Below are 26,588 nucleotides of genomic sequence, written 5' to 3'. Positions count from 1 at the left end.
CTACATCGTGCCGAAAAGAAGCAGGACCCACAAAGGCTGATCGACTGGACACGCGGCGAGCGGCCTTGCTCGACGATCTCGGCTACATCGCGGCCTTCGGGAATGGAGAACCACTTGCGCAGATCAACACGAGACTTGAAGGCCCGATGACCCGAACCACCCCGCCCCGACCTTATGACATCGTGGACCTCTTCCCGGAGATCGCCGAGTATGCCAAGCCCGCGGTACGACTTCATCCACGGCGAGGCACGCCGACCGTGCACGAGAGCTCCATCGGTGGCCCGCTTCTCTGGCCCGAGGACGAACCGTGGCCGATGTGCGATCTGGAGCATGATTACGACCAGCCCACTGATTATCTCGACTACATTCTTGCGATGCGCCGGTACCGCGAGGACTGGGATCGTCGCGAGAGCGAAGGGGAGAAGCTCGACAGGGAGAGATCGTGCCCGAATACCCTCTCATCGAGGATCTGCCGGACCATCTTCGCCGAATGATCAAATCTTGGACCGAGCGAATCGGCGAGAGCGCTGCATACGACTGGGACACCGCTCACGCTCCTGGATGGAAGGCCATGGGCTACGGCGGCTGCTGGGGCATCACCGACCCGGTTCCGATCGAATGCGAATGCGGGGAACAACAGCTTCCCCTGCTCACGGCTGCTTCCGGGGAATTCGACGGCGGGACCGTGAGCTGGCGTCCGCTCGAGGAAGCCGATGCCGGGTGGAAGTACTCCGATCCGGTAGGGGTTATCATCGGCAGAGGCTACACACTCCAGCTCTATTACTGCCCGGTATCCGAACTCCACACTCCTCGTACCGTGATGTTCTGAGCCCCTGCCCGGCTGGAAGTAAGTTGGATTCGGATTGCTGCGGTAAATCGCTGTCACTTGTATTCCACCACCGGGCATCGCACGTGAGCCGTACTTCGCCACGCAGAACCTCATCGGCGGAGTGTGCTCGGCCTCGGCCGGAGTCGAGGCCTGATGTCGAGTGGCGCGGCACCGCGGCCACCGCCACGGTTCAAGCGACCGCGGGGCAGTCGGCACCTTTGCCACTCAGCTGCTCAACGGCGAAGTGATCCGTCCCGACGAGGGTGCCCCGTTGTCGGCCCCGAAAGTCCCAGCCGATCCTATGCCGGCTCCCAGCTGGAGTTCACCTGCGGAAGAAACCGTAGGCGACGTTCGCCGACGTTCGAGCAGAAGGATTGATCAGGTTGGTTGCTGGGTTCGGCCTATTGCCCGTCGGCGTCGGCGTCGGCGCGGGGCTCGCGGTATTACTGCTCGGATACGATGTGGCGCAGGCCGATACGGTGGTGTCGTTGCCCGACGGTCAACAGGCTTTCACGACGGCGACGGGTGTGCAGATCGATCTGAGCCGCACGGGGGAGAGCGCGGTGGTCTCCCCGTCGCTCGCCTACAACGGTCTGTCGCGCACTGCGAGCATGTCGGGCACCGTGTACGCCACGGTCGCCGGTGCGACCGGCGGCACTCTCGTCTCCGGGTACCTGATCGGTTGCCAAGTCGATCTGTCCGGTGGAGTGACAGTGGGCGGTGACGTGTACGTGGCCCCGGGTTCGGTTTCACCGGAAGTGGGCCCAAGATCCAACCTGGTGCCGGGTGGTGTCGCGCAGGTGAAGTTCGACACCAAGCAGATCGATCCTCGAGCCGGTGCCGTCGGCTTCGAGTATCACGATCGAGGTGTCCAGGTCGATGGGTGCGCTGGATATGCGCAGGCTCGTGCGTTCACCACACTGACGGTGACCAAATAGGCGCGGTTCCGCCGAGGTGACGTTGTACGGCGATCCGTTCAGCATCGGGTGAGTTCCATACGCTCCGGTGCCGGCCGGGTCTCCCGAATTCCGGTGCCGCAACGAGATCGGTGATCGTCGATCGGGAGAGAGAGGATACGTGCCGTGCGAGGTCCGCTGTGCACTGCGATCGTGGCGTGTGCCTGCGTGCCCGTCATGCTGGTCGGGACGGGTTCGGCGGATGCCGACACACAGGTGGTGCTGCCGGACGGGCACGGCCAGTTCACCACTCGCGACGGGGTGGCCGTCCAGGTCGACCGCAGTGCGGAGCACGTGACGGTCTCCCCGTCGATAGCGTCGAGTCCGCTCTCCCGCAACGTGTGGGTTTCCGGCGTCACCTCGGTGAGTGTCGATGCGCCAGCCGGTGTCACGGTCACCGGGGGCCGCATTCAGACCGGTTATCTGGTCGGCTGCCAGGTCGATCTGGGCTCTGGCGTGCACGCCGACGCCAGCGGTGATGCGGCGGACAAGCCGAAAAGTGAGGGACCGGACAAAACCGGTGGTGATGCCCAGTCTGGTGGGGGTGGAAACACCTCCAACTCGGGCGGTGGCGGAAATGGGGGTGGCGGCCTGACCGTGGGAACCTACGACTTGGGCGGGAGTGCCAACAGCTCGGGGATCACGCCGTACGCGGATCCCGATATGTCGCTGCAGTTGAAACCGGGCAAGGTCGCCACCAAGCAGATCGAGACCTACAACTTCACCGGCACCTCGGGTACTACGCAGTACGTGGACCACACATTGTCGATCGACGGCTGCGCGGGCTACGCCGAGGCGCGTTCGTATATGACGATCGTCGTGCTGGACAATGTCATGGACGCTTCGCAAACCCTCTGGGGACAGCCCTTCAGCATCGGGTGATCGGCGTACCCCGTCGGCTCGTTCGGGATATCCGTTGTGCTTCACTAGCTTCAGCGGTAACCACGCGCCGTGGCCAGGCTATTGCGTTGCGACACGGCCGCGGTAGGCCCCTGTTGACCACGCGGTTCAACGCTTTCGTCGGGATAGCTACCGGATTACCGGCCGGGCTGTCGGTAACTAGGGATCATCAAGGTGCTGTGGTTCGGGTTGCTGGTCGGGATCACGTTCGCACACCGAGCCGATCGCTTCGCCGGCGCGGTGTGTTTGGCGTTGCGTGGTCAACGCGTTGCAGCAAGCAAGCTGTGGTGGGAGTTGTTGGGACACCTACTATCTAGGACAGAGCCGTGTGTGGTTCTTGGTGCGTCCAACGTTCCGAGACCACCGCCGAACCGAGGAGAGTTCTCCCGTGACCGATTCCGCCGCCCCTGCGGCATCCCCCACGGCGTTTGTCGTGGTGCCCGAGCAGGTCTCCGATGCCGGGCGCTACGTGCAGCAGACCGCGCAAAACTTGATCAGCGGGTTGCGCTCGGCATCGGCCGAAGTCGACGGTCTGATGACGAGCTGGCGCGGCATGGCGGCCACCGCCTATGCCGGGGCGTGGGACGAGACGCACACCGCAGCCCTTGGTGTGTTCGAGGCCCTGGCGGACATGGCCGACTTATTGGGCGTAGTGGTCGACCGCACCGCCGCTACCGACACCGCCAGCGCGGGCAACTACGGCTCGCTGAGCCTGCCCCCGATCTGATCTGACATCCGGACCGAACTCGCTGGGGGGACACCATCAATGACTGAATATCGCGTAGACCTCGCGCACCTGGAAGCCGTGACTGCCCGCATAGAAGGGCTGAACGGGTTTGCCGAGGATGCCTTGCGTGAAGTGGAAGAGCGCATGGCCACCCTCCAGAGCAATTGGACCGGTGCGGCCGCCGACGCGCACGCCACCGCGCACGCCGAATGGACTACTTCCGCCGCCGAAATCCGCGACGGCCTGCAGAAGATGCGCGCCGCGGCCACCGCGGCGCGCAAGCAGTACCAGGCCGCATCGGCGGCCAATACGGCCATGCTCGGACGTGGCACCGGCGTCGCCGAGTGACCGTCATCGACGTAGCGGTGCCGACCTATTACGACACCGCGACCAAGCTCGCGGACTCCGCCGCCGGGTTCTGGGCCGCCGTCGATGCCGAGTGGCCGAACATGGCCAAGGCCACCGATATGGCGGGAAGTTACTCGGATGCGAAGAAGTGGGGCGAGTCCTACGACAACCGCGCCGCTGAGATCCTGCGCATGGTCTCCGAAGTCGCCACTGCCGCCCACGGGTACGCGCTGATCCTGCAAGAAATCGGCTACAACCACGACGTCGCCGAACATGTCGCCACCATCGGCACCGATGCCTTACCCACCCGGCCGACCATGCCGCTCCCCCCCGGTGATCTTGTGCCACATCCCGCTACCGTCCGCGGGCGGCCCCGGCAACGGCCTGGTCGATGAGGGTATCGGTCTGGCTGAAATGATCGGCATCATCGTGCCGGACGGAAACGCGGCCACCATTTCGAACGCGGGTGACACCTGGGAGCGGACAGCTCGTGCCGGGGCGGTAGCCGGGTTCCCGGCCGCGCTGGAGGCGGCCGCCGTCGCGTTCGAGGCGATCACCGCGCCCGAAGTCGCGCTCATCGACGGGGTTGGTGTATACCCCCGAGGAATATGCGCGCGATCAAGCGATATTCGAACAGTTCGACAAGGACCGCGCCGCGGCCGGACCTGCACCCGAAGGAACTACACCTGGTTTCGGTGGCCGGTTCTCCGACGACCTGGAGGGCACCGAATTCGAGGGCTGGACCCGAGACCCGAAAACGGGCCAGTGGTTCGACAAAGACGGTCAACCAGTCAGCGGAGGAGAGAAGGCGTGACCACCCACCTGAGACAGCCGCGCGCAGGGACCAGCGAGGAGCGGCAGCGGCGCGGCGAGTACTGGCGGGTGACCGGCAACCTGTAGCCGCGGCCGCCCCACACGCACGAAGCCCGGAGAGCCTCGAGTCCAACCGTTGGCGGCTAGCTACCACGCCGATACCGGGCCTCGAACACCATCCCGCCGCGATCGGTGGGATCGATGTCGGCGAACGTGTCGACCCAACGGTGCGGGGGCCGTGGGGGGTTGGGCTCGCCGAGGCGGGCCAGGCCGACGACTCGCCAGTTCGCGGCGACGGCCGCGTCGAGCTCATCCGGGTGGTCGGACAGGAACAGGATGCGCTCGGCCGGGAGGCCGATGGCGCCCGCGATCGTCGTGTAGGAGGAGGATTCGCGTTTGCCGCCTGCTGTTGTCAGATCGAAGTATCCGCTGATCAGCTCGGAGAGGCTGCCGCCTCGCGCGAAGGCGAACCAATCCTGTTGGTTGCGGACCGATCCCGAGGAGTAGACGTACAGGGCGAAGCCCGCGGCGTGCCAGGCAGTGAGCGCGGGCGGGACATCCGGAAAGAACTCGCCGTGCAGCGCGCCACCACGGAAGCCCTCGGCGCAGATCAGGCCCTGGGCGGTCTTGAGCGGCTCGGCCTTCACGTCCGAGTCGAGCCAGGTGCGCAGGATCTCGGCGACCTCAGCAGGGTCGGCGTCCGCCCGCCCGGTCAGCTCCCTGGTCGCGGCGAGCACGGGTTCCGCTGCCGTAGAGCTGTTTTCGGCCAGCCAATTCGGAAGCCGTTCGCGGGTATAGCCATACAGGTCCTCGCGGACCGAACGGGTGGGGCTGGTGGTGCCCTCGATGTCGACGACGACGGCCCTGATCACGACGCGGTGAGCAGCTCGTCGAGGGTGGGAAAGCCCGCGCTGATCTTGTCGCCGGTGAAATCGCCGACCCAGCCGTCCTCCTCCTCGAAGAAGCGGATGGCGATGAAGTCCGGGCGCGCGCCCATGTCGAACCAGTGCAGCGTTCCGGCGGGCACCGAGAGCAGGTCGCCGCCACCGCAGACCACAGCAAGCACCTCGTCATCCAGGTGCAGGTAGAAGCAGCCGCGCCCGGCGGCGAAGAAACGCACCTCGTCCTCGGCGTGCCGGTGCTCGTCGAGGAACTTCGCGCGCGCACCCCTGGCGACCTGTGACCACTGCGGGTCGGCGTCGTCGGGATGGATACGGGCGATGTCGATGTGCCGGTAGCGCCCCGACCCGTTCAGCTCCGCCACCTCGGCCGCGTACTGGGCCAACAGATCGTCGGAGGAGCGGGACGCGGCGTTCTCGACCACCGGCCAACGGCCGAAAGTGATGCCGTGCCTGGCCAATTCGGTGCCGATCAGCTCGTCGTCGGTGGTACGTACGCGCACGTCGGCCGCGTTGTCCGCGGCCATCACCTGGAGCAGGGTCATGCCAGTCCAATCTCGAGAATGTTGTCACGCGCACCGAAGGCGGCCGGGCTACCTGTCCGCGACACCAGCTCGCACAGCGCTTCCAGGCATTCGGCACGATCACGCGCCTGGGCGAGATTATCCCCCCACGCGGTGATCCCATGGCCCGCGATGAACAGGACCGGGGGAGTATCGGGGTGGTCGAGAAGGTAGCGCTCGATGTCCGCGCCGATGCGCGGCACGTCCGGCCAGTTCGGGAACACCGGGATGGCGACGGCGGCCGGATCGCTGCCGCCGAGCCCTTTGATGAGCTCGTAGTCGGTGATCTGAATCGTGGTCACCACGTCGCGAACGGCCGACCGCGTGGCCAGCGCCGTGGCGTGCGGCGGGTGGATGTGCACCACGGCTCGAGCCGAGCCGGTCCGGTAGACGGCGGTGTGAATCGTGGTCTCCGCCGAGGGTTTACGACCGCGGCCGGACACCACGGTCGAGTCCGCGACGCGGACGGTGACCATGTCGTGCTCGGTGAGTTCGCCTTTGGCCAGACCGCTTCCGGTGACGACGGCGGTCTCGCCGGTGCGCACCGAGATGTTGCCCGCCGTGCCGGGCATCCAGCCGCGCTGGTACAGCTCACGTGCGATGTCCGCGATCGCCGTGCCGTGCGACGGGTCCGAGCGATGCACCACGCCGCGCTCGGTGACCACCGCCGTCACCAGGTCGCCCGGCGTCACGTCGAAAGCCGGATTGAAGACCTCGGTGTCCGCGGGAGCCGTTGCCACGCCGCCGAATCCGGTCACCTCGGCCGCCGCGCGCTCCTCGACGACGATCTCGCGGCCGGTGGTCATCTGCGGATCGCGGGTCGACTCCGGGGCGACCACCAGGAACGGGATGCCGTGGTGGCGGGCCGCCAGCGCGAGGGAGTACGTGCCGATCTTGTTGGCGACGTCGCCGTTCGCGGTCACGCGGTCGGCGCCGACGAGCACGCAGTCGACCTGCCCGGTGGCCATCGCCCAGGCGGCGGCGGAGTCGACAGTCAGTCGGTGCGGGATGCGTGCCTCGGCCAGTTCCCAGGTGGTCAGGCGGGCGCCCTGCAGCAGCGGGCGGGTCTCGCCGACCAGAACGCGCTCGAGCGCGCCGCGCTCGGACAGCACCCGCAACGCGCCGATGGCGCTGCCGAACGCGCTGGTCGCAAGCCTGCCGGTGTTGCAGTGGGTCAGTACACGCAGCGGTCGGTCGGGGCAGAGTTCCTGCACCAGGTCCGCGGCGTTGGCCGCGGCGGCCCGGTTCACCCTGCCGTCTTCGGCCAATATGTCGAGCGTTTCGGCGAGCACGGCCTCCGCGCCCTGCGCCACCCTGGCCCGTACCCGCTCGACAGCCCAGGCCAGGTTGACCGCGGTCGGCCGGGCCGCCGCGATCCGATTCGCCTCGGCTTGCACCGCCTGCTCGTCCACCACCCCGTCGACGGTGTGCGCCGCCGTGGCGATGACCACACCGAACGCACCCGCGATGCCGATGGCAGGCGCGCCGCGGATGGCAAGAACTTTGATGGCGTCGATCACCTGGTCGACCGTGCGCAATCGCAGCTCGCGCGCCTCGTGCGGCAGTCCGCGCTGGTCGATGGTGACGAGCGCACCGTCGTCCCAGAGCAGAGAACTGTCGTCCATCAGGCAACATCCTTCGTCGCGTCGAGCGGTGTCGTGCCTGGTCGACGGTATCGGACGCCGGTCGACGGCCGACACCCGCGTCAGGCTGCTCCGGCCGCCTCGGCGCGCAGCTTCGCGGCTCGTTCGCGCGGGTCGTAGTTCGAGCCGACCCCCTCGATCAGCAGCAGGTCGCCCTCGATGTGGTCGGCGCGCAGCGGCAGAATCGCCTGATAGGCGGGCGAGCGGTACCACTCGCGGGCCTCGGTCATGCCGGGGAATTCGATCAGCACCATGCTGCCTGGCCAACTGCCCTCCACGACCTCGGTAGGCGGTCCGTGGATGACGAAGCGGCCGCCGAACGGATCGAGGGTGGCCTGGATGCGCTCCAGGTACTCGAGGATATCGACGTGCGGCGTGCGGCCGCGCAGATGGGCGAAGCCATAGGCGGACATGATCGGCTCCTCGAGTTCGGTGCGGCCGCCGGAATGCGACGCCGAGTCGAACGTAGGTCGCCCCGCTGAGCCGGGCAATTACTTCGCGGGTAAGCGTGGTGCGCGCCGATTCGCCTGTTTCGCAATGAATTCCGCTTCGCGCTCGACGGCTTCGATCCTGAATCGGTCCTGCGCTGTGGGGTGGTGCCGGTCGGCGTGTGGTCGCGCAGGGTGTCCACACGACCGCCGCCGCCGGTCCCGGAGGAGGGAACCGGCGGCGCGGTGTGGTACAGATCAGTTAGTAGCGGCGGTCCTGCTCGCCGCGCCGGTCGGGTGTCTCCGACTGGCGCTGGTTGCCCGACCGGCGGCCTTCGGGATTCGCGCTCTCGGGCATGCCCTGCTCCTGGCGCTGTTGTTGCTGCTGCCTCGGCATCTGCTTCGGCATTTTCTTAGGCGCTTTCTTAGACTTTTCAGCCATCTCCACTCGGTCCTTTCCGGGTGATTGATATTCGCCTAACCACACACACGATAGCCATCAGATTTCGCTTCCGGAAGGGGACCGGAAAAATATGGGATTTAGCGGCCGTAACGTGATATTTCCGCAGGTAGAGAGCCTATTGGGAGTGGTTTCGATAAGGAATACGGTCGTCTGGGCGGCGAATAGACCATTTTCTTCGATCGTGCCCGCGGCGTGTACCGAAATCTGGACACCGTCAAGTCGGGCACCCGTTCTGAGCGCCTTGCGCAAGAAGTGCACGGCCGCGCTGATTTTTCCGAACGCTCATATCGGGACTAGAAACAGGATGCGGTCGCGACGCCGCAATCCCCAGCGGCGAATCTTTCGTCTACGCCTCGAAGATCAAGCGCCACAGCAACTTTCGAGAGCCGCTTCGATCTCAGCCGCGCAGGGGGAGGAATTCGACGATCGCGTCGTCGACGGCATCGACGGGAACGATGACGAGGCCGTCGCGGTCGACCAAGCCGCCGAGGTGGGCGGTGCGGATGGCCGGGTCGCCGAGCCAGCCGCCCCCGGCGGCGGCGCGGGCGGGAACGACGCGCGCGACCGGGCCCGCGATCGCGGCCGCGTTGCGCAGCGGACCGCGCAGTGGACGTGCCGGGGCTGCGCCGGTCCGGCCCGCGACAATCGCGGGAGCCAATGCCATGAGCGTCGCGACGGCCGCGAACGGGTTACCAGGAAGGCCGAGAACGGTGGTGCCGGAGGCGAGTTCGGCGACGATGGTGGAGCCACCGGGGCGCAGGCGGAGGCGCCGCACCAGAATCCGGGCCTCGGCACGGGTCACCGCGGCCCGCAGTTGGTCGGCGGCGCCGCTGCCGGTCGCGCCGACGATCACCAGCAGGTCGCAATCCGCTGCGGCGGCGAGGACTTCGTCGAAGCCGTGTGGGGTGTCGCGCAGGTGCACGCGGTCGGTGGTGCGGATGCCGTACCAGGACAGCAGTTCCGGCAGGATCGGTCCGATCGAGTCGCGTGTCTGGCCCCGTTGCAGCGGACCCTCGCTGCGGATTTCGTCACCGGTCATGGTGATGCGCGCGCGCACCGGACCGCGCACCGGCGCCGCGGTGACCTCGACGCTCGCTGCCGCGGAGACCAGCGCCGCGGTGACCGGAGTCCCGTCCGGCGCAACGAGATCGCCGAGTTCGCGGTCTTCGCCGCGGCGGCGGATGTCGTCGCGGAGCGGAGTGTCGGGCAGCCGGTAAAGGGTGTCGTCGGCGACGCGGACGAACTCGTCGCGGAGCACGCCGGTGGTGTCGTCCGGTACGTGCGCGCCGGTGGCGATCCGCAGCGCCTCGCCGGACAGCAGCCCGACCGGACGCCGTCCGCCTGCGAAGCCGACATCGCGCCGCAGGCGCCACGGCCCGTCGCCCGACACGGCGTAGCCGTCCATCGCGGACACGTCGAAGCGGGGCAGCGGCCCGGCCGCCGTCAGCGGGCTCGCGAGTGCGGCGCCGCGCACCGACCGCAGGTCGGCCTCGTAGGCAGTGAGCCGGGTGAGCGTGCCGCGCAGGATGTTTCGCGCCTCGTCGAGGTCCACCGGTGGCTGCTGGCGCGGCGTACCGACCGCGGCCCTTGCTTGCCGCACCTGCTCCTCGGTGTCGCAGTCGGCGACCCCGGGCAGCGCGATGATCGCCGAGTCGTCCGGAACCAACGCCTTCATCGGCTGGTTGATCAGCGAGCCCAGCCTGTCCAAAGCGGCCGCCAGCGCGGACCTCCGCCACACGCCGATCAGGTACTGCGGGCGCCCCGACTCGTCGGCCGCGAACACCGCGTCCGCGCCGGATTCCATGGTGTGCCTTGCGAGTTCGCCGATCGTCCACTCCGAAAGGAACGGCAGATCGGCCGCGAGCACCACCACAAGCGGCGCGGCCGACCCGAGGGCGCGCAGCCCCGCGCCGATCGCCGACACCGGCCCCGACCCCGGCGGCACCTCCCTGACCTGCCTGATCTCGGGGGGAAGCTCGGGACGGTGCGGTCCGACCACCACGGTGTGCGTGCAGGAGGCTACCGCGGCCAGCGCCGCCTCGAGCATGGAGCGACCGCCGATGATGATGGCGGGTTTGTCCACGCCACCCATCCGGCTGGCCCGGCCGCCCGCGAGCACGATCGCGTCGGCGGCCGTCACACGCCACGACCTCGAGCTAGGTGCACCATGGCGGACATGCTAATTCGTCGCTACCGGAAAGCCGGGCAGCGGACGGCGTGGATCACGCGGTCGACCAGTCGCGGACCGGCCGACGCAGACGGAACTCGTTGCTTTCCGGATCAGCGAGCGCAAGGCAGTCGGCACGGCCGGAATCCGCGGCGCTCGGCATGCGCGGTGTCGCACCGGCGGCGCGGAGCCTGGCCACCTCCGCGGCCTGGTCATCGGCCGGAAACGAGGTGAGATCCAGGTGCAGCCTGGTTCGGCCGGACCTGTGGTCAGCTGTGTGCACGAACTCCAGCCAGGAGCCGAGGCCGGTTGCCGAACGCAGACCGGTCACCCGCGCATCGCGGTGCGTGACCGGCCAGCCGGAGGCGGCTGTCCAGAATTCGGCGAGACGCGCCGGGTCGCGCGTGTCGACCACCATGGCCGCCACGGCGCCCGTGTCCACGTACTCGTCCCTCGGCTCCAGCACGCAGAACTCGTTGCCCTCGGGATCGGCGAGTACCACCCATGGCACCGCGCCCTGGCCGATGTCGACGGGGTGCGCACCGAGCGCAAGTGCCCGGTCCACCTGGGTGCGCTGATGGTCGATCGAGCGGCTGGCCAGATCGAGGTGCATGCGGTTCTTGCCGCTCTTCGCCCACGCGGCAGGCAGGAAGGCGAGGGCGATGTCGAGGCCGTCGGGATCGGGCGCCGCGACGTTCACTTCGTCGGAGCGGTCGAGGGTTACGGGCCAGCCGAGCAGTTCGGCCCAGAAGTCCGCGACGAACCGCGGCTGGTCCGCGTCGAACACGACACATACCAGGCGGGTGGACATGAAATCAACGGTACTGGGCGCGTGCCCGGCCCGGAAGTCTTTCGAATCAGCGCGTGGAAAGGAACGGAAAGCGTGCGGCGCGCAGGTCCACTCGCCCGTCCCGGATCGGCACGCCCTCCTCGGCGAGCAGCCGCAGCTGGCGGCCGGCCACATGCGCGGCGGGCTTGCCGCCCGCGCCGATCACCCGATGCCAGGGCAGGTCGGCGGCGTCTGTGCGCATGATCCAGCCCACTGTGCGCGGGGTGGACAGCCCCGCCGCCGCGGCGATGTCACCGTAGGTAGCCACCCGGCCCACCGGGATCGAGGCCACCAGAGCGCGCACCTGCTCGACCTGAGCATCGGTGGTGGGCATCGAATCAGAGTACCGAGCGGACGAGTTCGGCGGTCTCGGCCGGATGCGCCTGGGTGACCATGTGATCGCAATTCCAATCGTGCACGGCCAGGCTCTCGCCCATGCGCGCGGTGAGCGCCGCGCGGAACTCCGGCGTGACGAAAGGCGGGTCGACCTTCATCGCCTGCACCAGCACCGTCGGCAGGTCGGCGGGAGGCAACACCCAGTGGCGCGCCAGCTGGCCCCAGTAGGAGGTGATCGCGGGCAGGCTCATCCGCCACCCGAAACGTCCGTCCGCGGTGGGCATCAGATGTTCGGTGAGTTCGGCCTCGAGCAGGCGTGGCTCCACGTCGCCCCAGCCGGTGCCGAGCTTGTCCTGACGGGCCTCCTCGGTGCTGTCGTAGTCGGCCGAGACAAGCGTGGACAGCGCGATCTCGTTGAGCAACTCCGGTTCCAGCGCGATGGCCGGGTCGAGCAGCACGAGCGAGCGCACCAGCTCCGGATGGCTGTGGGCGAGATGCAGTGCACACGCACCGCCGAACGAGTGCGCGACCACCACCACCGGTCCGTCGGCCTCCGCGGCGAGCAGCTCGATCAGGTCCGCGACGACGGTCTCGAAGTTCCACGGCGGCAGCGGCGTCGAGCGACCGTGTCCGCGCAGGTCTGGGGCGAGGACGCGGACGTCGGGCAGGTGCCGGTTTGCCAGGTCTTCCCAGCGTTTGCCATGGCCGGTCACGCCGTGCAGGGCGAGCACCACCGGTCCCGACGCGGGACCGAACCGGTGGACATTCAATACAGACACCGGTCCATTTTGACCTGCGCGGGAATCGGGCGCAGGGCGAGTCGTGCGGAGGGGTGTGACGGCGTGTCGGTCGTGTCTGTTGCAATAGCCCGCGTGGTGCGATCGGATGGCGCGGTGCGACTTGTTCGCCGGAATGTGGTGGCGCCCCCGGCGCGGGTGTGGGGCGCCGACGTTCGCGCGCTGGTGGACGCCTCGGCCGAGGCGGGGCCGACCCGTTCGGGTTGGCGGCCCTGGCAGGTGCTCGGCGGACCGGGTACGGGCAAGACGGCCCTGCTGGTCGACGTCGCCGCTGCGCGCATCGCGGACGGGGCCGACCCCGAATCGGTGCTGGTGCTCGCCCATTCGAAGCAGGCGGCAAGTGCCGTGCGCGATGCCGTTACGGCGCGGTTGTCCGGGCCGGAACCCGGCGCCGAGGGCGGAGTGCCCGGCGCTACCCGTGAGCCGCTGGTGCGCACGCTGCACTCGTATGCCTTCTCGGTCCTGCGCAGGCACGCCACGGCGCACGGCAATCCGCCGCCGCGGTTGCTGACCGGTGCGGAGCAGGACGCGGTGCTGCGCGAGATGCTGCGCGGTGACCTGGCCGATATTGCCGAGGGCGCGCCAGGACAGTGGCCGGAGCGGTTGCGGCCCGCGCTCGCGCTCGGCGGGTTCGCCGAGCAGTTGCGTGACCTCATGCTCCGGGCCACCGAGCGCGGTATCGGGCCGGAGGATCTGGTGCGGCTCGGGCGCGAGCGCGCCAAGCCGGAATGGGTGGCGGCGGGCAGGTTCGCCATCCGCTACGAGCAGACGATGCTGCTGCGCTGGTCGGTCGGCGTGGAGGCGCCGGAGGCGACGGCGCCCGCGCTGGATGCCGCCGAACTGGTCGGCGCGGCGCTGGACGCGCTGGCCGCCGACCCGAATCTGCTTGCCGCGGAACGAACCAGAATTCGATACCTCTTCGTCGACGACGCACAGCACCTCGACCCGCAGGCGGCGATCCTGGTCAAGGCGATCGGGCACAGCGCGCGGACCACGGTGATCGCGGGCGATCCCGATCAGGCTGTCTTCGCCTTCCGCGGCGCCGACGCTCGCTTCCTCGCCGACCTGGACGCGCCGGACAGCCAGCGCGTCGTCCTGCGAGAAAACCATCGTTTCAGCGGCCAGGTGCGGCTCGCGGTCGCGCGCATCGCGGCGCGCCTGCCCGGCGCGGCGCCGCAGCGCCTTCCCCTGCCGCGCGGCGCGACCGAACCGGACGACGACGGCACCGAGGTGCGGGTCCGCGTGCTCGCCACCCCGGCGAAGGAGGCCGCGCTCATCGCCGACCATTTGCGCCGCTCGCACCTCACCGCCGGGGTGCCGTGGTCGCGGATGGCGGTGATCGTCCGTTCGGTGCCGCTGTCGCTGGCGCCGCTGCGGCGCGCGCTGCTGGCGGCGGGCGTGCCGGTGCAGCAGCCCGCGCTCGACACTCCGCTGGCGCGCAGGCGCGGCGCGGCCTGGATGTTGCTGTCGCTTCGCGCGGTGCTGGCCGGGGAGGCGTCGCGCGAGCACGGCGCGGAACCGGACTTCGAGCCGGAGGACGCTCTCGATCTGCTGGCAGGGCCGCTCGGCGGCGCGGACCAGATCGCGTTGCGCAGATTGCGGCGCGGCGTCCGGCGCGCGGTGCTGGAGTTGGCACGCAACGGGTCCGAGGAGGCACCGACCTCCGGCGGGGCCCGATCCACGAGCGACGAACAGCCGCCGGGTCGCAGCGGCGAGATCGACCTCCCCTCCGCGCAGGTGCTGCGTGACCTGCTGATCGGGTCCGGCGACCTGGCGATCCTGGACGGGCTCACCCCGGTCGAGGCGGCACCGCTGCGCCGGGTGCTCGACGCGCTGGACCGGGCGCGCAAGGCGCGCAGGCGCGGCGCGGGCCTGGAGGACGTGCTGTGGGCGCTGTGGACCGGCTCCCGGCTCGAGCGGCGCTGGGTGGCGCAATCCGAGCGCGGCGGCGCGGTCGGCATGCAGGCCGACCGCGATCTGGACGCGGCAGTCGGACTGTTCGACGCAGCCGCCGCCTATGTCGACCGGTTGCCGCGGGCGAGTATCGAAGGTTTCGTCGATTACCTGCTCCAGCAGGAGATCCCGAACGACGCCGCACCGCGCACCGCGCCGGGTGCGGCGGTGGCACTGCTGAGCGCGCACGCCGCCGCGGGCCGGGAGTGGGATGTGGTCGCGGTCGCGGCGGTGCAGGAAGGGATCTGGCCCAACCCGCGGTCGCGCGGCACCCTGCTGCACACCGAGGACCTGGTCGACCTCACCGCGGGCGTGGTCGATGCGGGGGAGCGGGTGAGCCGCGCGGCTCCGATCCTCGCCGAGGAGCGCAGGTTGCTGCTCGTCGCGTGCAGCCGGGCCCGCCGATCCCTGCTCGTGACCGCCGTGGAGTCGGTGTCCGGCGAACGGGATCTGGTGCCGTCGCGGTTCCTCACCGAGTTGCTCGGACACGACGACGACAGTGAGTCCGGCGCGCTTCCGGTCGTCGATCCCGGCCGTGCCCTGGTGATGCACTCGCTAGTGGCCGAATTGCGCGGCGTGGTGTGCGATCCCGACGCCGACCCGCGGCGCAGGCGGCGTGCCGCGCATCAGCTGGCGCGCCTCGCGGACGCGGGCGTGCGTGGCACCCATCCCGACGACTGGTACGGCACAGCCGAACTGAGCTCGCAGCGTCCGCTGTGGGCTGAAGACGAAGGCACGGTGGGCCTTTCGCCTTCCACCGTCGAGCTGCTGCGCACCTGCCCGCTGCGCTGGGCGCTGGAACGCCACGGCGGCACCGACGGCGACAATCCGCATGCCGTGAAGGGCAACCTGGTGCACACGCTGGTGCAGGCGCTTGCGGGCAAAGTACCCGAGGCGCAGGTGCGAGCGGCGCTGGACCGCGCATGGCGGGCGGTGGATCCCGGTTCGGGCTGGCACTCCCGGCAGGAGCTGCGCCGCACCGAGGCCATGCTGGAGACGTTCATGGCCTGGGTGCGCAACACCCGCAGCGAACTCACCCAGGCCGGGGTCGAGGTTCCGGTCGACTGTGTGCTGCCTGCCCGGACCGAAGACGAACCCGCCGTGCGAATCCGGGGCCGCGTCGACCGGCTGGAGCGAGATGCACTGGGGCGCTTCGTGATCGTGGATGTGAAGACCGGAAAGTCGCCGGTCACGAAGCAGGCCGCCGTCGACCATGCCCAGTTGGCGACCTACCAGGTGGCGGCCGCCACCGGAGCCCTCGACGCGGCGGTCGAATCCGAAGCCACGGGCGGAACCGAACCGATCGGCGAGCCCGGCGGGGCCCGCCTGGTCTACGTCGCCAAACCGAGCAGCAAGGAGGGCGCGACTCAGCGTATGCAGCCCGCGCTGGATGCCGAGGCACTCGACAAGTGGCGCACGACGATTCACGAAGCCGCCGCGGCCACTCAGGGCCCGAGCTACATCGCCATGCGCAACGACGGCTGCCGCCACTGCGCGGTGGCCGGCAGCTGCCCTGTGCAGGATCGCGGAAGACAGGTGACCGACGAGTGAGCGAGCGAACCACGGGCACAGGCGAGCGCACCGAGCGAACCACGGGCACAGCCGAGCGCAGCGAGCGAACCACGGGAACAGCCGAGTTCTCGGTCATGTCGGAGCCGAGCGTCGGCGAGGCGCGGACATGACCGAGCCGACCGTGGGCGCCGCACACTCGGACCCGGCGCGGCGGATCGTCGGCGAGGCGCGGCCATGACCGACCGGGTGACACCGCACCGGCTGGCGGAAGCGCTCGGTCTGCCCCCGCCGACCGATGAGCAGGCCGCCGTGATCGCGGCTCCGCCGGGCCCGACCCTGGTGGTCGCGGGCGCGGGCGCGGGCAAGACCGAGACGATGGCCGCACGCGTGGTGTGGATGGTCGCGAACCGGCTCGTGCTGCCCGACGAGGTGCTCGGGCTGACCTTCACGCGTAAGGCCGCGCAGCAGTTGACCGCCCGCATCCGCACCAGACTCGCCCGGCTCGCCGGTGCGCCGCTGCTGCGCGAACTCGACCCGACCGGACAGTTGCGAGCCCAGCTGGCCGGAGCGGAACCGGAGATCAGCACCTATCACTCGTATGCGGGCAGGCTGCTCACCGAGCACGGGCTGCTGCTTCCGGTGGAACCCTCCGCGACGCTGCTCACCGAGACCCAGCTCTGGCAGCTGGCTCACCGAGTCGTCCGCGGTTGGGATGGTGACCTGGATACCGATCGCACGCCGGTGTCGGTCACCGAGGCGGTGCTCGCGTTGTCCGGGCAGCTGGCCGAGCACCTGGTGGAGGCCGAGGAGTTGGCTGAGGCGCACACCGAGCTGGCGAAGCTGGTGCACACGCTGCCCGCGGGTCCGCGCCAGCGCGGCGGGCCCAGCCAGGCACTGTTGAACATTCTGCAGGTGCAGCGCGAACGGGTCGCCCTGCTTCCGCTGGTGCAGCAGCTCGCCGATGCGCTGCACCGCCGCGGCGCGCTGGATTTCGGCGCGCAGATGTCGCTCGCGGCGCGGCTGGCCGCCGAGCATCCTGAAGTCGCCGCCGTCGAGCGTGCCCGTTTTCGGCTGGTCCTGCTCGACGAATACCAGGACACCGGCCATGCCCAGCGTGTTCTGCTGGCCGCGCTGTTCGGCGGAGCCCCCGAGTCGGTGACGGACCCCGAGCCAGGACCCACGTCGCGGGAGTCCATGCCCGAGAACGGGCCCACCCGCCCCGGCGGCCACGACCGGTACACGGCCCCGTCGTCGCAGCGCGTCGCAAAGCACCCGGATTCGCCGATGGGGGACTCGCCATCGCTGCGTGCCGGTGCGGGCGACCCGATCCCTGGTTCGTCGAGACGGGGTCGGCTCCTCGATGCACAGCGTCTCGCGGTGACCGCCGTCGGCGACCCGATGCAGTCGATCTACGGCTGGCGCGGCGCGTCGGCGGCGAACCTGCCCCGCTTCGCCACCGACTTCCCCAGCGCGCCCGGTGTTCCCGCTCCGACGCTGCCGCTGCTGACCAGCTGGCGTAACCCGCCCGAGGCGCTGACGTTGGCGAACTTCGTCGCGGAACCATTGCGCCGCATCGCGATCGAGGCGGGCGGCGTGATCGTCGACGCGTTGCGCGCCAAACCCGACGCGGGACCGGGTGTCGTGGCCTTGGCGCTGACCGGAACTGTTGCCGAGGAACGTGAGTGGGTGGCCGAGCGGATTGCCGCGGAATGGTCGGCCCGGCGCAGGGCGGGACAGGAGCCGCCGACGTCGGCGGTGCTGGTGCGCCGCAATGCCGATGCCGCGCCGCTCGCGGAAGCACTTCGCGAGCAGGGACTTCCGGTGGAGATCGTCGGACTCGGCGGTCTGCTGGCCACGCCGGAGGTCGCCGACATCGTCGCAACCCTGCGTTTGGTCGCCGAGCCCGGTGCGGGCAGCGCCGCCATGCGCGTGCTGACCGGTGCTCGCTGGCGCATCGGCGTCGCCGACGTCGCCGCGCTCGCCCGACGGGCCCGAGACTTGTCGATCAGGCGCCCCGCACAGGAGAACGCGGCCGAGATCGCCGACAGCGCCGCACTCGACGCCGCGCTGCGTGAGGTGGCTCCCGAACCCGCGGAACAGGCGGGGCTGGCGGACGCGATCGCCGATCCCGGCCCGGCGGAGCAGTATTCGGCGGCCGGCTTCGCCCGACTCGAAGCGCTGGGGCGTGAGTTGGCCGCGCTGCGTGAGCGTAGCGGGCAATCGTTGGCGGAGTTGGTCGCGGATGTCGAACGCACCATCGGTGTGGGTGTGGAGACTCAGGCGCGCCGAGCGATGGTGGGTACGGGCGCCGGGCGTGAGCATCTGGACGCGTTCGCCGAGGTGGTTGCCGGATACGCCGCCGATAGCGGCGCCTCGCTGGGTGGGTTGCTCGCGTTCCTCGCCGCCGCGGAGGAGGTCGAGAACGGGCTGCAGCCGGGGGAAGTGGAGGTCGCCCGGGATCGGGTGCAGGTGCTGACCGTACACGCTGCCAAGGGCCTGGAATGGGCGGTCGTCGCGGTTCCGCATGTGGTGGACGGTGTGTTCCCGTCGAAAGTAGGTTCCGGCACGTGGCTCGGTGCGCTCGCCGAGCTACCGACGACGCTGCGTGGCGACCGCAAGCAGGACGACGCGGCCGAGGGCGTCCCGGTTCTCGATCTCACCGACCTGTACGACCGCGCCGACCTCGAACGGGCGATCAAAGCGCATAAGGAGGCGCTGGAGCGTCGCCGGATCGACGAGGAGCGCCGACTGTTCTATGTCGCGCTCACCAGAACCGAACGCGTCCTTCTCGTTTCGGCCCACCACTGGGCCGAAACCGGAACCTCGCCCAAGGGGCCTTCGGACTTTCTACTGGAGCTGAAGCGCGCGAGCGAAGATCCCGACAGTCCGGCGAACGGCGCCCTGGCGATCGACCGCTGGGACGACCCGCCCGCTGCCGACGCGGTCAACCCCTTCACCGACAACCCGGCCACCGCGCACTGGCCACGCGATCCGCTCGGCGTCCGGCGCGACCCCATCGAGCAGGGCGCCGCGCTGGTCCGCACTGCCCTTGCCGAGCTTCGGGCCCGCCCGGCCTCCGTGACGCAAGCCACGGCACACGAACCGGATGCGCACAGCACCGCCGCGGCCCGCCGCGCCGAGGAGCTCACCCTCGCTTTCGACCCGATCCCGACGTCGACCACTGACGACGTAACGGCAGACCAGGACGATCACGGTCGCATCGGCGACCCCGAGTACTACCCGCCCGACGACGAGCTCCCCCCGGACCTGATGGAAGAGTTCGCGGACGATCCCGATTTCGACTCCGCCACAAGGGAATACATCGACCCGTACGCGGATCTCGAGCTCGGCTACGGCGAGGCTGTGCCGCCGGATCCGGTCGAGGAATACCTGTCGGCCGACGATCACGCGTTCGACCCACGCTTCACGCACCCGCCCGAGGACCCGGACGATCCCGAGGGCTGGGCCGCCGACGTCGACGCTCTGCTCGCCGAACACCAGGCGGCCGCTGCCGCCGCCGAAGCGGTCGAGCTTCCCGGCCAGATCGCGGCGACGGCACTGGTCGAACTGCGCGCCGACCCGGCGAAACTCGCCGCGCGCCTTCGCCGTCCGCTGCCTTATCCGCCGAATCCGCTGGCTCGCCGCGGCACCGCGTTCCATGCCTGGGTGCAGCGGTGGTTCGGCGCCACCCATCTGCTGGGCCTGGACGAACTGCCCGGCGCGGCCGACGGCGGCGCGGCCGACGCGGGCCTGGATGCCGAGCTGACCGCGATGCAGGACACGTTCCTCAATTCGCCATGGGCGAACCGCAGCCCGATCGAGGTCGAGGTCCCGTTCGAGACCTCGATCGCGGGAACCGTGATCCGAGGGCGGATGGACGCGGTGTTCGCCGAACCGGGCGGCGGCTGGGTCGTGGTCGACTGGAAGACCGGCGCCGAGCCGACCGCCGCCGAGGAACCCGCGGTCGCCATGCAGCTGGCCGTCTACCGCCTGGCCTGGGCCCGGCTGATGGCCGCGCAGGAGGGCCGGTCCGAGCAGGAGATGCTGCACCGGATCGGGGCCGCGTTCCACTATGTGCGCACCGGGCGCACCATCGCGCCCGCGACGCTGGCTGGTCCGGGCGAACTGGCCGAGCTGATCAGGAGCGTGGGTGCTGTTTGATCTGCCGCGCGAACACCGCCGCGCCCGCGCGGCCGAAAACACAGCCCGCGAACACGCAGTGCCGCGGGCGCTGCAAAAATAGACACTGCGCCGGAGGGACGAGGAGTGCATGACCGACACGAGCAACGATAAGACGGGTGGGTCAGGTGTTCGGTGACCGATCACGCGGCCTCGAGCTGTCGAGCCGCCCGCACTTCGCTTTGGTCGGCGTACTGCGCATCCCGGAAGTCCGGACCAGTCCATGGATTTCGCTGACCCGGCGGGTGCTGTTCGCGGTCAGTCTGCTGTTTCTGGCCGCGCTGGTGGTGTATCTCGGTCGCCACGGATACCACGACAACTCGGGCGACGAACTGTCGTTCCTGGACGCGATCTACTACGCGACAGTGTCGCTGTCGACCACCGGGTACGGCGATATCGCCCCGGTGACGGCCGAAGCACGGCTGGTGAACATCGTCATCATCACCCCGCTGCGCATCCTGTTCCTCATCGTGCTCGTCGGAACCACGCTCGGCGTGCTGACGGAGCGTTCCCGGCAGGCTTTCAAGATTCAGCGATGGAGGCACAGCGTGCGCAATCACACCGTGGTCGTCGGATACGGCACCAAAGGACGGACCGCGATCGACGCCATGCTCGGTGACGGTGTGCATCCCGCCGATGTCGTCGTGGTCGACACCGACGTCGTCGTGTTGGAGGCGGCCGCGAACGCCGGACTGGTCACAGTGCACGGGTCGGCCACCCAGTCCGACGTGCAGCGGCTGGCCGGTGTGCAGAACGCCGCCGCGGTCGTGGTCGCCACCAACCGCGACGACACCGCCGTGCTGGTCACGCTGACCGCCCGCGAGCTGAACAAGGCCGCCAAGATCGTGGTCGCGATCCGGGAGGCGGAGAACACCCACCTGGTGCGGCAGTCCGGCGCCGACTCGGTGGTGGTGTCCTCCGAGACCGCGGGCCGGTTGCTCGGGATCGCGACGACCACGCCGACCGTGGTGGAGGTGATGGAGGACCTGCTCACGCCCGAGCACGGCTTCGCGGTCGCCGAACGCGAGGTGGAGCCGTCCGAGATCGGCGGCTCGCCACGGCATCTCAGCGACATCGTGCTCGGGGTGGTGCGCGACGGGGTGTTGGTGCGTGTCGGCGAGCCCGAGGTCGATGCGATCGAGGCGGGCGACAAACTGTTGTACATCCGCAGGGTGGGCAAGTGACAGCGGCGCGAGCGGGCCGGTAACTCGGGCGCGATAGTCTCGAAGCGTGCCGGCATTTCAACTCAATGGTGTTCCTTTGCTGTCCCGTTCCGTGATCGACCGGGCCGAGGAGATCCGGGGCGACGCCCAGGCTCTGAAGGAAGGCTGGGGCCAGGCGAGATTGCTGCGGGTCAACCGGCGCGGGCAGGTGCGCTTCGACAACGGCGCCTTGGTCATGGAAACGGCTGTCGAGCTGTCCGCCGAGCCAAGCCCCACCGCGGTGTTCCTGGGTGTCGAGGACGGCATTCACCTGTGGGCGGTGCGCGATCCGGAGCTCGAGGGCACGCTGACCGATCTGCGCGCGCTGGCGGGCGGCAGTATCGACGACCGTACCGCCGGGTTGCTCTCCACTGCGATCGCACTGCTGAACTGGCATGACAAGGCTGGGTTCAACGGCGCGGACGGCGCGCTGACGGCCTCGTCCAAGGCCGGATGGTCGCGGATCACCGAGGGCGGCTACGAGGAGTTCCCGCGCATCGATCCCGCGGTGATCTGCCTGATCCACGACGGCGGCGAGCGGGTGCTACTCGCCCGGCAGCACAGCTGGCCGAAGTCGCTGTTCTCGCTGCTCGCCGGGTTCGTCGAGGCGGGCGAGTCGCTGGAACGCTGCGTCGAGCGGGAGATGCGCGAGGAAGTCGGCCTCGACGTGCGCGAGATCAGCTACCTGGGCAGCCAGCCGTGGCCGTTCCCGCGGTCGCTGATGGTCGGCTTCGCCGCGGTCGCCGATCCCGATCAGCCGCTGGCCTTCTCCGACGGGGAGATCGCCGAGGCGCACTGGTTCACCCGCGCCGAGGTGCGCGAAGCCCTGGCGGTGGGGGACTGGTCGGCGCGGGGCGAAGGCCAGCGGCTGCTGCTGCCGGGCTCGATCTCCATCGCGCGCACCATCGTCGAATCCTGGGCAGCGATCGACTGAGCCCTCGCACGGGCTGTTCGGGTCCGCGCGGGATGATCAGGACAGCGTGGCGAGCGTCTGCTTGACGGTCGCCAGCGACGGGTTCGTCGCGGTGGAACCGTCGGTGAACTTCACCGTGGGCACCACATGGTTGCCGCCGTTGACGCTGCCGACGAACTCGGCCGACGCCGGATCTTGCTCGATATCGATCTCGACATAGCTGATACCGGCCTCGTCCAGCTGCTTCTTCAGCCTGCGGCAGTAGCCGCACCAGGTGGTCGAGTACATCGTCAGGTCATGGTTCGCGTCAGTCACGCACCGTGCAACGTTGGACGACCGCTCACTGTTCCAACTCGAACTTTCTCTCTGCTTGCGGCAATTTTAGTATGCGCGCATACTAAATTTATGACGATCATCGCCACCGCGCGCACCACCTCGACCGCGCCGCCCGACCTCGACGCACTGGTCGCCGAGGGGGTGGTGGCGTGAGGTACTGGTTGGGTGTCGTGTCCCGCGAACACGTCTTGCGCGGTGTGCGGCTCGGCATCGCGCAGGCCAACCACGGCAAACGCTCGGCGGTGGAGCGGATGCGTCCCGGCGACGGACTGGTCTACTACTCGCCGCGCGAAGGCATGCGGGCAGGTGCGCCGGTGCGCTCGTTCACCGCGATCGGCACTGTCGACGACCGGCCGGTATGGCAGGCCGACCCGCAGGACAACGGCTGCTTCCAGCCGTGGCGTCGGTCGGTCAGCTATCGCGCCGGGGCACGGGAGATCCCGATCGAGGCGCTGCGCGCGGATCTGGACCTCACCAGCGTGCCGAACTGGGGCATGGTGCTGCGTCGCGGCCTGGTAGAACTCAGCGCGCACGACTACGCGGTGATCGAGCGGGCGATGCGGGACGAGTGAGGGAGGCCGATGCACGAGGAAGCGCTGGATGCCGGACTGCGCAGCAGATTTCGCGAGGCCGACGAGAGTCCCGGCCTGTTGCTGTGGCAGGTGACCAACCGGTGGCAGGCCGCGCAGCGGGCGGCGCTGGCCCCGTTCGACCTGACGCACGTGCAGTTCGTGCTGCTCGCCTCGCTGACCTACCTCGCGGACCGGCGCGACGATCCGGTGCGGCAGCGTGACCTTGCCGCGCACGCCGCCACCGACCCGATGATGACTTCCCAGGTGTTGCGCACACTCGAACAGAAGGGCCTGATCGAGCGCCGCGACCATCCGGGCGATCGTCGGGCGAAAGCGCTGGTTCCCACCGAAGCCGGTGCGGTCCTGGTGAATCGGGCGATAGTCGCAGTCGAGTCCTGCGATCAGGAATTCTTCGGCCCGCTCGGCCCGAACGGCGGCGCATTCTCCGATGCGCTGCGGTTGCTGCGCGACCGCGGCGCGCGCTGAACCGACCGCCGCTGAGCGAGCGCGCAAGGCCACGGTCCGGCGTAGGGAGCAGGCAGCAGGCCGCTCGCCACGGCGGCACGGCGTGTGTCGGTGGGCGCTGTCATGATGGACCGCGTGCCCGCACCCGACCTCGCCGACCTCGATCCCGAGCAGGCCGCCGCCGTGCGCGCGCCGCGCGGTCCGGTGTGCGTGCTCGCCGGCGCGGGCACGGGCAAGACCAGGACCATCACCCACCGCATCGCCCATCTGGTGTCGGAAGGGCATGTCAAGGCCGACCAGGTGCTCGCGGTGACCTTCACCGCGCGCGCGGCGGGGGAGTTGCGCGGTCGCCTGCGCGCGCTCGGTCTGGGTGGCGACGCGACTCAGGTGCAGGCGCGGACCTTCCACGCGGCCGCGCTGCGGCAGCTCAAATACTTCTGGCCGCAGATCGTCGGCGACGTGCCGTGGCGGCTGATCGACGGCAAGTTCCCGATCGTCGCGCAGGCGGCGAACCTGGCTGGTCTCTCCAGCGGCACCGACAGCGTCCGCGACCTGCTGAGCGAAATCGAATGGGCGAAGGGCTCGCTCATCGCGCCGGAGGACTACGCGGCCGCGGTCGCCAAGCGCCGCCGCGAAACTCCGTACGACGCGATGCGAGTGGCCGACGTCTACGCGGGCTACGAGAAGCTCAAGGCGACGCCGGACGGGCTGCTGCTCGATTTCGACGATCTGCTGTTGCACACCGCCGCCGCGCTGGAGGACTATCCGGCCGTTGCCGACGAATTCCGCGGCCGCTACCGCAGTTTCGTGGTCGACGAGTACCAGGACGTTACGCCGCTGCAGCAGCGAGTGCTCGACGCTTGGCTCGGTGACCGCGACGATCTCACCGTGGTCGGCGATGCCAACCAGACCATCTATTCGTTCACCGGCGCCACTCCCCACTATCTGCTCGATTTCTCCCGCCGCTTCCCCGAGGCCACCGTGGTCCGGCTGGAACGCGACTATCGCTCGACCCCGCAGGTGGTGTCACTGGCCAATCGCGTGATCGGAGTGGCGCGCGGCCGCATCGCGGGCACCAGGCTGCAGCTGATCGGCCGCCGAGCCGACGGACCGGAGCCGACGTTCGCCGAGTACGACGACGGTCCCGCCGAGGCCGCCGCGGCGGCGAAGGCGATCGAGCGGTTGATCGACGGCGGCACGCCCGCCGCGGAGATCGCCGTGCTGTATCGCATCAACGCCCAATCGGAGGGCTACGAGCAGGCGCTCACCGAACGCGGCATCCCATACCAGGTGCGCGGCGGCGAGGGTTTCTTCGCACGTGCCGAGGTCAGGCAGGCTGTGCAGGCGTTGCGGCAGGCCACGGCCCGCGACGATCTGCCGGACCAGGCGCGCAGCGGCACCGCTCTGGTCTCGCTGGTGCGGGCGGTACTGGCCCCGCTCGGCCTCACCGCCACCGAGCCCGCGGGCGCCCAGGCGCGGGAACGCTGGTCCTCGCTGGTTGCCCTGGTGCGCCTGACCGAGGAGTTGGTCGGCCACGACGACCGGCTCGATCTGACCGGGCTGCTGCGCGAACTCGCCGCCCGCGCAGAGGCCAGGCACGCACCTACGGTGCAGGGTGTCACGCTGGCCTCGTTGCACGCCGCCAAGGGCTTGGAGTGGGACGCGGTGTTCCTCGTCGGCCTGTCCGACGGCACCCTGCCGATCGCGCACGTCCTCGCGGACGACGGCTCGGTCGCCGACGAGGGAGCGCTGGAGGAGGAGCGGCGCCTGCTCTATGTCGGCGTCACCAGGGCCCGTGAGCATCTGCGGCTGTCCTGGGCACTGGCGAGGAACGAGGGCGGCAGGCGCACCCGGCGGCGTTCGCGGTTCCTCAACGGCCTTGTTCCCGACGACTCGCCCGCCTCACGCGTCGCGGCGCCGGTCACCACGTCGAACGGCATCCGCCCGACCTGTCGCGTATGCGCCAAACCGCTGATCGGCACCTACGCGACCATGCTCGGCCGCTGCCGCCGCTGCCCGGCGGAGCTGGACGCCGAACTGCTTGTCGCACTGCAGGAGTGGCGTGCGGAGAAGGCGGAAGCGTTGCGGGTGCGTGAGTTCGTGGTGTTCACCGACACCACGCTCACCGCGATCGCCGAACAACTACCCGCCGATGACGCCGCGCTGGCCGCGATTCCGGGCATCGGTGCGAAGAAGCTCGATCAGTACGGCGCCGAGGTTCTCGCGATCGTCGTGTCCCGGCTTCGATCTAGATCACAAAACCGCAGGTAGAAAATAGCTTGTCGCCGTAGACGAACTTGCATATGGTGGGAGTCACGCACTGGGAGGTCATCTCGGCGCGCACCGTTACCGACACACCACGAGTACAGGAGGGAGGCAGAGCAATGGACAACATCGTGAACTTCAACGCCTATGGCGTTGCGGTCAATGCGCCCATGGCGGCCTCCCGGGGGATCCTCGCCTTGCAGGGGATCGGTCTGTCCTGCATCGGTGCGTTCGGCGCCTTTGGGACGCAGGTGAATTCTGCCTCCACGCATGCGCCTATTCGCACTGTCATCCAGGACAAGCCCAGCGTGGGTTGGCACCCGGCAGTTGCCCAGGCAGCAGTCGGCGTCGTCGCGGATGAAGCCGGACTCGAGCCGGCGGATCCGCAGGCAGCACGCCTCCGCACCGCACACCCAGCGACCGTGATCAGGACTCGACACAGATGTCGACCTAGGTAGGGACCTCCTTCCCGACCTCCTGGCCACGGATCGCA

Annotated in this window: 24 protein-coding genes; 15 read left to right on the top strand and 9 right to left on the bottom strand. The window is 69.4% G+C overall.

Annotated elements, in window-relative coordinates; genetic code table 11:
• The first annotated feature begins 65 nt into the window (after positions 1 to 65).
• The 8 genes from OHB12_RS17920 to OHB12_RS17885 all read left to right on the top strand — a co-directional run bounded on the left by OHB12_RS17920 (position 66) and on the right by OHB12_RS17885 (position 4,574).
• Positions 66 to 494: a hypothetical protein gene (locus OHB12_RS17920; protein ID WP_327109759.1), complete on the top strand. Its 429-nt coding sequence runs from the start codon at positions 66 to 68 to the stop codon at positions 492 to 494.
• Complete coding sequence (locus OHB12_RS17915; RefSeq protein WP_327109758.1) at positions 491 to 829, top strand: hypothetical protein; 339 nt, start codon at positions 491 to 493, stop codon at positions 827 to 829. The genes OHB12_RS17920 and OHB12_RS17915 overlap by 4 nt, the downstream gene beginning before the upstream one ends.
• Before the next feature lie 383 nt (positions 830 to 1,212).
• Positions 1,213 to 1,767 carry an MspA family porin gene (locus tag OHB12_RS17910; protein WP_327109757.1) on the top strand — a complete coding sequence of 185 codons (555 nt, stop codon included), beginning with the start codon at positions 1,213 to 1,215 and terminating at the stop codon, positions 1,765 to 1,767.
• 144 nt (positions 1,768 to 1,911) lie between these two features.
• Positions 1,912 to 2,667 carry an MspA family porin gene (locus tag OHB12_RS17905; RefSeq protein ID WP_327109756.1) on the top strand — a complete coding sequence of 252 codons (756 nt, stop codon included), beginning with the start codon at positions 1,912 to 1,914 and terminating at the stop codon, positions 2,665 to 2,667.
• 406 nt (positions 2,668 to 3,073) lie between these two features.
• Entirely contained in the window at positions 3,074 to 3,412 is a 339-nt protein-coding gene (locus tag OHB12_RS17900) for a WXG100 family type VII secretion target (protein ID WP_327109755.1), read from the top strand.
• A gap of 39 nt (positions 3,413 to 3,451) precedes the next feature.
• Entirely contained in the window at positions 3,452 to 3,760 is a 309-nt protein-coding gene (locus OHB12_RS17895) for a WXG100 family type VII secretion target (protein WP_327109754.1), read from the top strand.
• On the top strand, positions 3,757 to 4,155 hold the full coding sequence (locus OHB12_RS17890) for a hypothetical protein (protein ID WP_327109753.1): 399 nt from the start codon (positions 3,757 to 3,759) through the stop codon (positions 4,153 to 4,155). Before OHB12_RS17895 ends, OHB12_RS17890 begins: the two co-directional genes overlap by 4 nt.
• Before the next feature lie 194 nt (positions 4,156 to 4,349).
• Positions 4,350 to 4,574, top strand: a complete 225-nt coding sequence (locus OHB12_RS17885; protein WP_327109752.1) for a hypothetical protein — start codon at positions 4,350 to 4,352, stop codon at positions 4,572 to 4,574.
• Between the two features lie 142 nt (positions 4,575 to 4,716).
• Here OHB12_RS17885 and mtnC read toward each other — a convergent pair whose 3' ends face one another.
• The 8 genes from mtnC to OHB12_RS17840 form a co-directional block, all read right to left on the bottom strand.
• Entirely contained in the window at positions 4,717 to 5,445 is a 729-nt protein-coding gene (mtnC, locus tag OHB12_RS17880) for an acireductone synthase (protein ID WP_327109751.1), read from the bottom strand.
• The gene (locus OHB12_RS17875) at positions 5,442 to 6,017 is read right to left on the bottom strand and encodes a 1,2-dihydroxy-3-keto-5-methylthiopentene dioxygenase (RefSeq protein ID WP_327109750.1); all 576 of its coding nucleotides are present in this window, start codon (positions 6,015 to 6,017) and stop codon (positions 5,442 to 5,444) included. The genes mtnC and OHB12_RS17875 overlap by 4 nt, the downstream gene beginning before the upstream one ends.
• A complete protein-coding gene (mtnA, locus tag OHB12_RS17870) occupies positions 6,014 to 7,660 on the bottom strand; it encodes an S-methyl-5-thioribose-1-phosphate isomerase (RefSeq protein WP_327109749.1) in 1,647 nt (548 codons plus the stop codon). Before mtnA ends, OHB12_RS17875 begins: the two co-directional genes overlap by 4 nt.
• Before the next feature lie 80 nt (positions 7,661 to 7,740).
• Complete coding sequence (locus OHB12_RS17865; RefSeq protein ID WP_327109748.1) at positions 7,741 to 8,091, bottom strand: DUF1330 domain-containing protein; 351 nt, start codon at positions 8,089 to 8,091, stop codon at positions 7,741 to 7,743.
• Between the two features lie 875 nt (positions 8,092 to 8,966).
• Positions 8,967 to 10,709, bottom strand: a complete 1,743-nt coding sequence (locus tag OHB12_RS17860) for an NTP transferase domain-containing protein (protein WP_327109747.1) — start codon at positions 10,707 to 10,709, stop codon at positions 8,967 to 8,969.
• An 82-nt stretch (positions 10,710 to 10,791) separates the two neighbouring features.
• Entirely contained in the window at positions 10,792 to 11,547 is a 756-nt protein-coding gene (locus tag OHB12_RS36375) for a VOC family protein (RefSeq protein WP_442799810.1), read from the bottom strand.
• 46 nt (positions 11,548 to 11,593) lie between these two features.
• Entirely contained in the window at positions 11,594 to 11,899 is a 306-nt protein-coding gene (locus OHB12_RS17845; RefSeq protein ID WP_327109746.1) for an MGMT family protein, read from the bottom strand.
• Positions 11,900 to 11,903: 4 nt separating this feature from the next.
• Positions 11,904 to 12,680: an alpha/beta fold hydrolase gene (locus tag OHB12_RS17840; protein WP_327109745.1), complete on the bottom strand. Its 777-nt coding sequence runs from the start codon at positions 12,678 to 12,680 to the stop codon at positions 11,904 to 11,906.
• A 72-nt stretch (positions 12,681 to 12,752) separates the two neighbouring features.
• Here OHB12_RS17840 and OHB12_RS17835 point away from each other — a divergent pair, with 72 nt between their 5' ends.
• The 4 genes from OHB12_RS17835 (at position 12,753) to nudC (ending at position 22,478) form a co-directional block, all read left to right on the top strand.
• Positions 12,753 to 16,202, top strand: a complete 3,450-nt coding sequence (locus OHB12_RS17835) for an ATP-dependent helicase (protein ID WP_442799809.1) — start codon at positions 12,753 to 12,755, stop codon at positions 16,200 to 16,202.
• A 195-nt stretch (positions 16,203 to 16,397) separates the two neighbouring features.
• Positions 16,398 to 20,324 carry an ATP-dependent helicase gene (locus OHB12_RS17830; RefSeq protein WP_327109743.1) on the top strand — a complete coding sequence of 1,309 codons (3,927 nt, stop codon included), beginning with the start codon at positions 16,398 to 16,400 and terminating at the stop codon, positions 20,322 to 20,324.
• Between the two features lie 146 nt (positions 20,325 to 20,470).
• A complete protein-coding gene (locus OHB12_RS17825; RefSeq protein ID WP_327121199.1) occupies positions 20,471 to 21,526 on the top strand; it encodes a potassium channel family protein in 1,056 nt (351 codons plus the stop codon).
• A gap of 46 nt (positions 21,527 to 21,572) precedes the next feature.
• Positions 21,573 to 22,478, top strand: a complete 906-nt coding sequence (nudC, locus tag OHB12_RS17820; RefSeq protein ID WP_327109742.1) for an NAD(+) diphosphatase — start codon at positions 21,573 to 21,575, stop codon at positions 22,476 to 22,478.
• Between the two features lie 36 nt (positions 22,479 to 22,514).
• On the opposite strand, the gene OHB12_RS17815 is transcribed toward nudC, so the two are convergent.
• The gene (locus OHB12_RS17815; RefSeq protein WP_327121197.1) at positions 22,515 to 22,745 is read right to left on the bottom strand and encodes a mycoredoxin; all 231 of its coding nucleotides are present in this window, start codon (positions 22,743 to 22,745) and stop codon (positions 22,515 to 22,517) included.
• A gap of 197 nt (positions 22,746 to 22,942) precedes the next feature.
• Here OHB12_RS17815 and OHB12_RS17810 point away from each other — a divergent pair, with 197 nt between their 5' ends.
• The 3 genes from OHB12_RS17810 to OHB12_RS17800 all read left to right on the top strand — a co-directional run bounded on the left by OHB12_RS17810 (position 22,943) and on the right by OHB12_RS17800 (position 26,101).
• Positions 22,943 to 23,365 (top strand): EVE domain-containing protein, encoded by a 423-nt coding sequence (locus tag OHB12_RS17810; protein ID WP_327109741.1) that lies wholly within the window; start codon positions 22,943 to 22,945, stop codon positions 23,363 to 23,365.
• A 9-nt stretch (positions 23,366 to 23,374) separates the two neighbouring features.
• Positions 23,375 to 23,851: a MarR family winged helix-turn-helix transcriptional regulator gene (locus OHB12_RS17805; protein ID WP_327109740.1), complete on the top strand. Its 477-nt coding sequence runs from the start codon at positions 23,375 to 23,377 to the stop codon at positions 23,849 to 23,851.
• Positions 23,852 to 23,953: 102 nt separating this feature from the next.
• On the top strand, positions 23,954 to 26,101 hold the full coding sequence (locus OHB12_RS17800; protein ID WP_327109739.1) for an ATP-dependent DNA helicase UvrD2: 2,148 nt from the start codon (positions 23,954 to 23,956) through the stop codon (positions 26,099 to 26,101).
• Positions 26,102 to 26,588 lie beyond the last annotated feature (487 nt).

It is taken from the genome of Nocardia sp. NBC_01730 (assembly GCF_035920445.1).
Lineage (GTDB): Bacteria > Actinomycetota > Actinomycetes > Mycobacteriales > Mycobacteriaceae > Nocardia.
The sequence above is the reverse complement of the archived record's forward strand: the minus strand, read 5'-3'. Positions and strand labels throughout refer to the sequence as shown.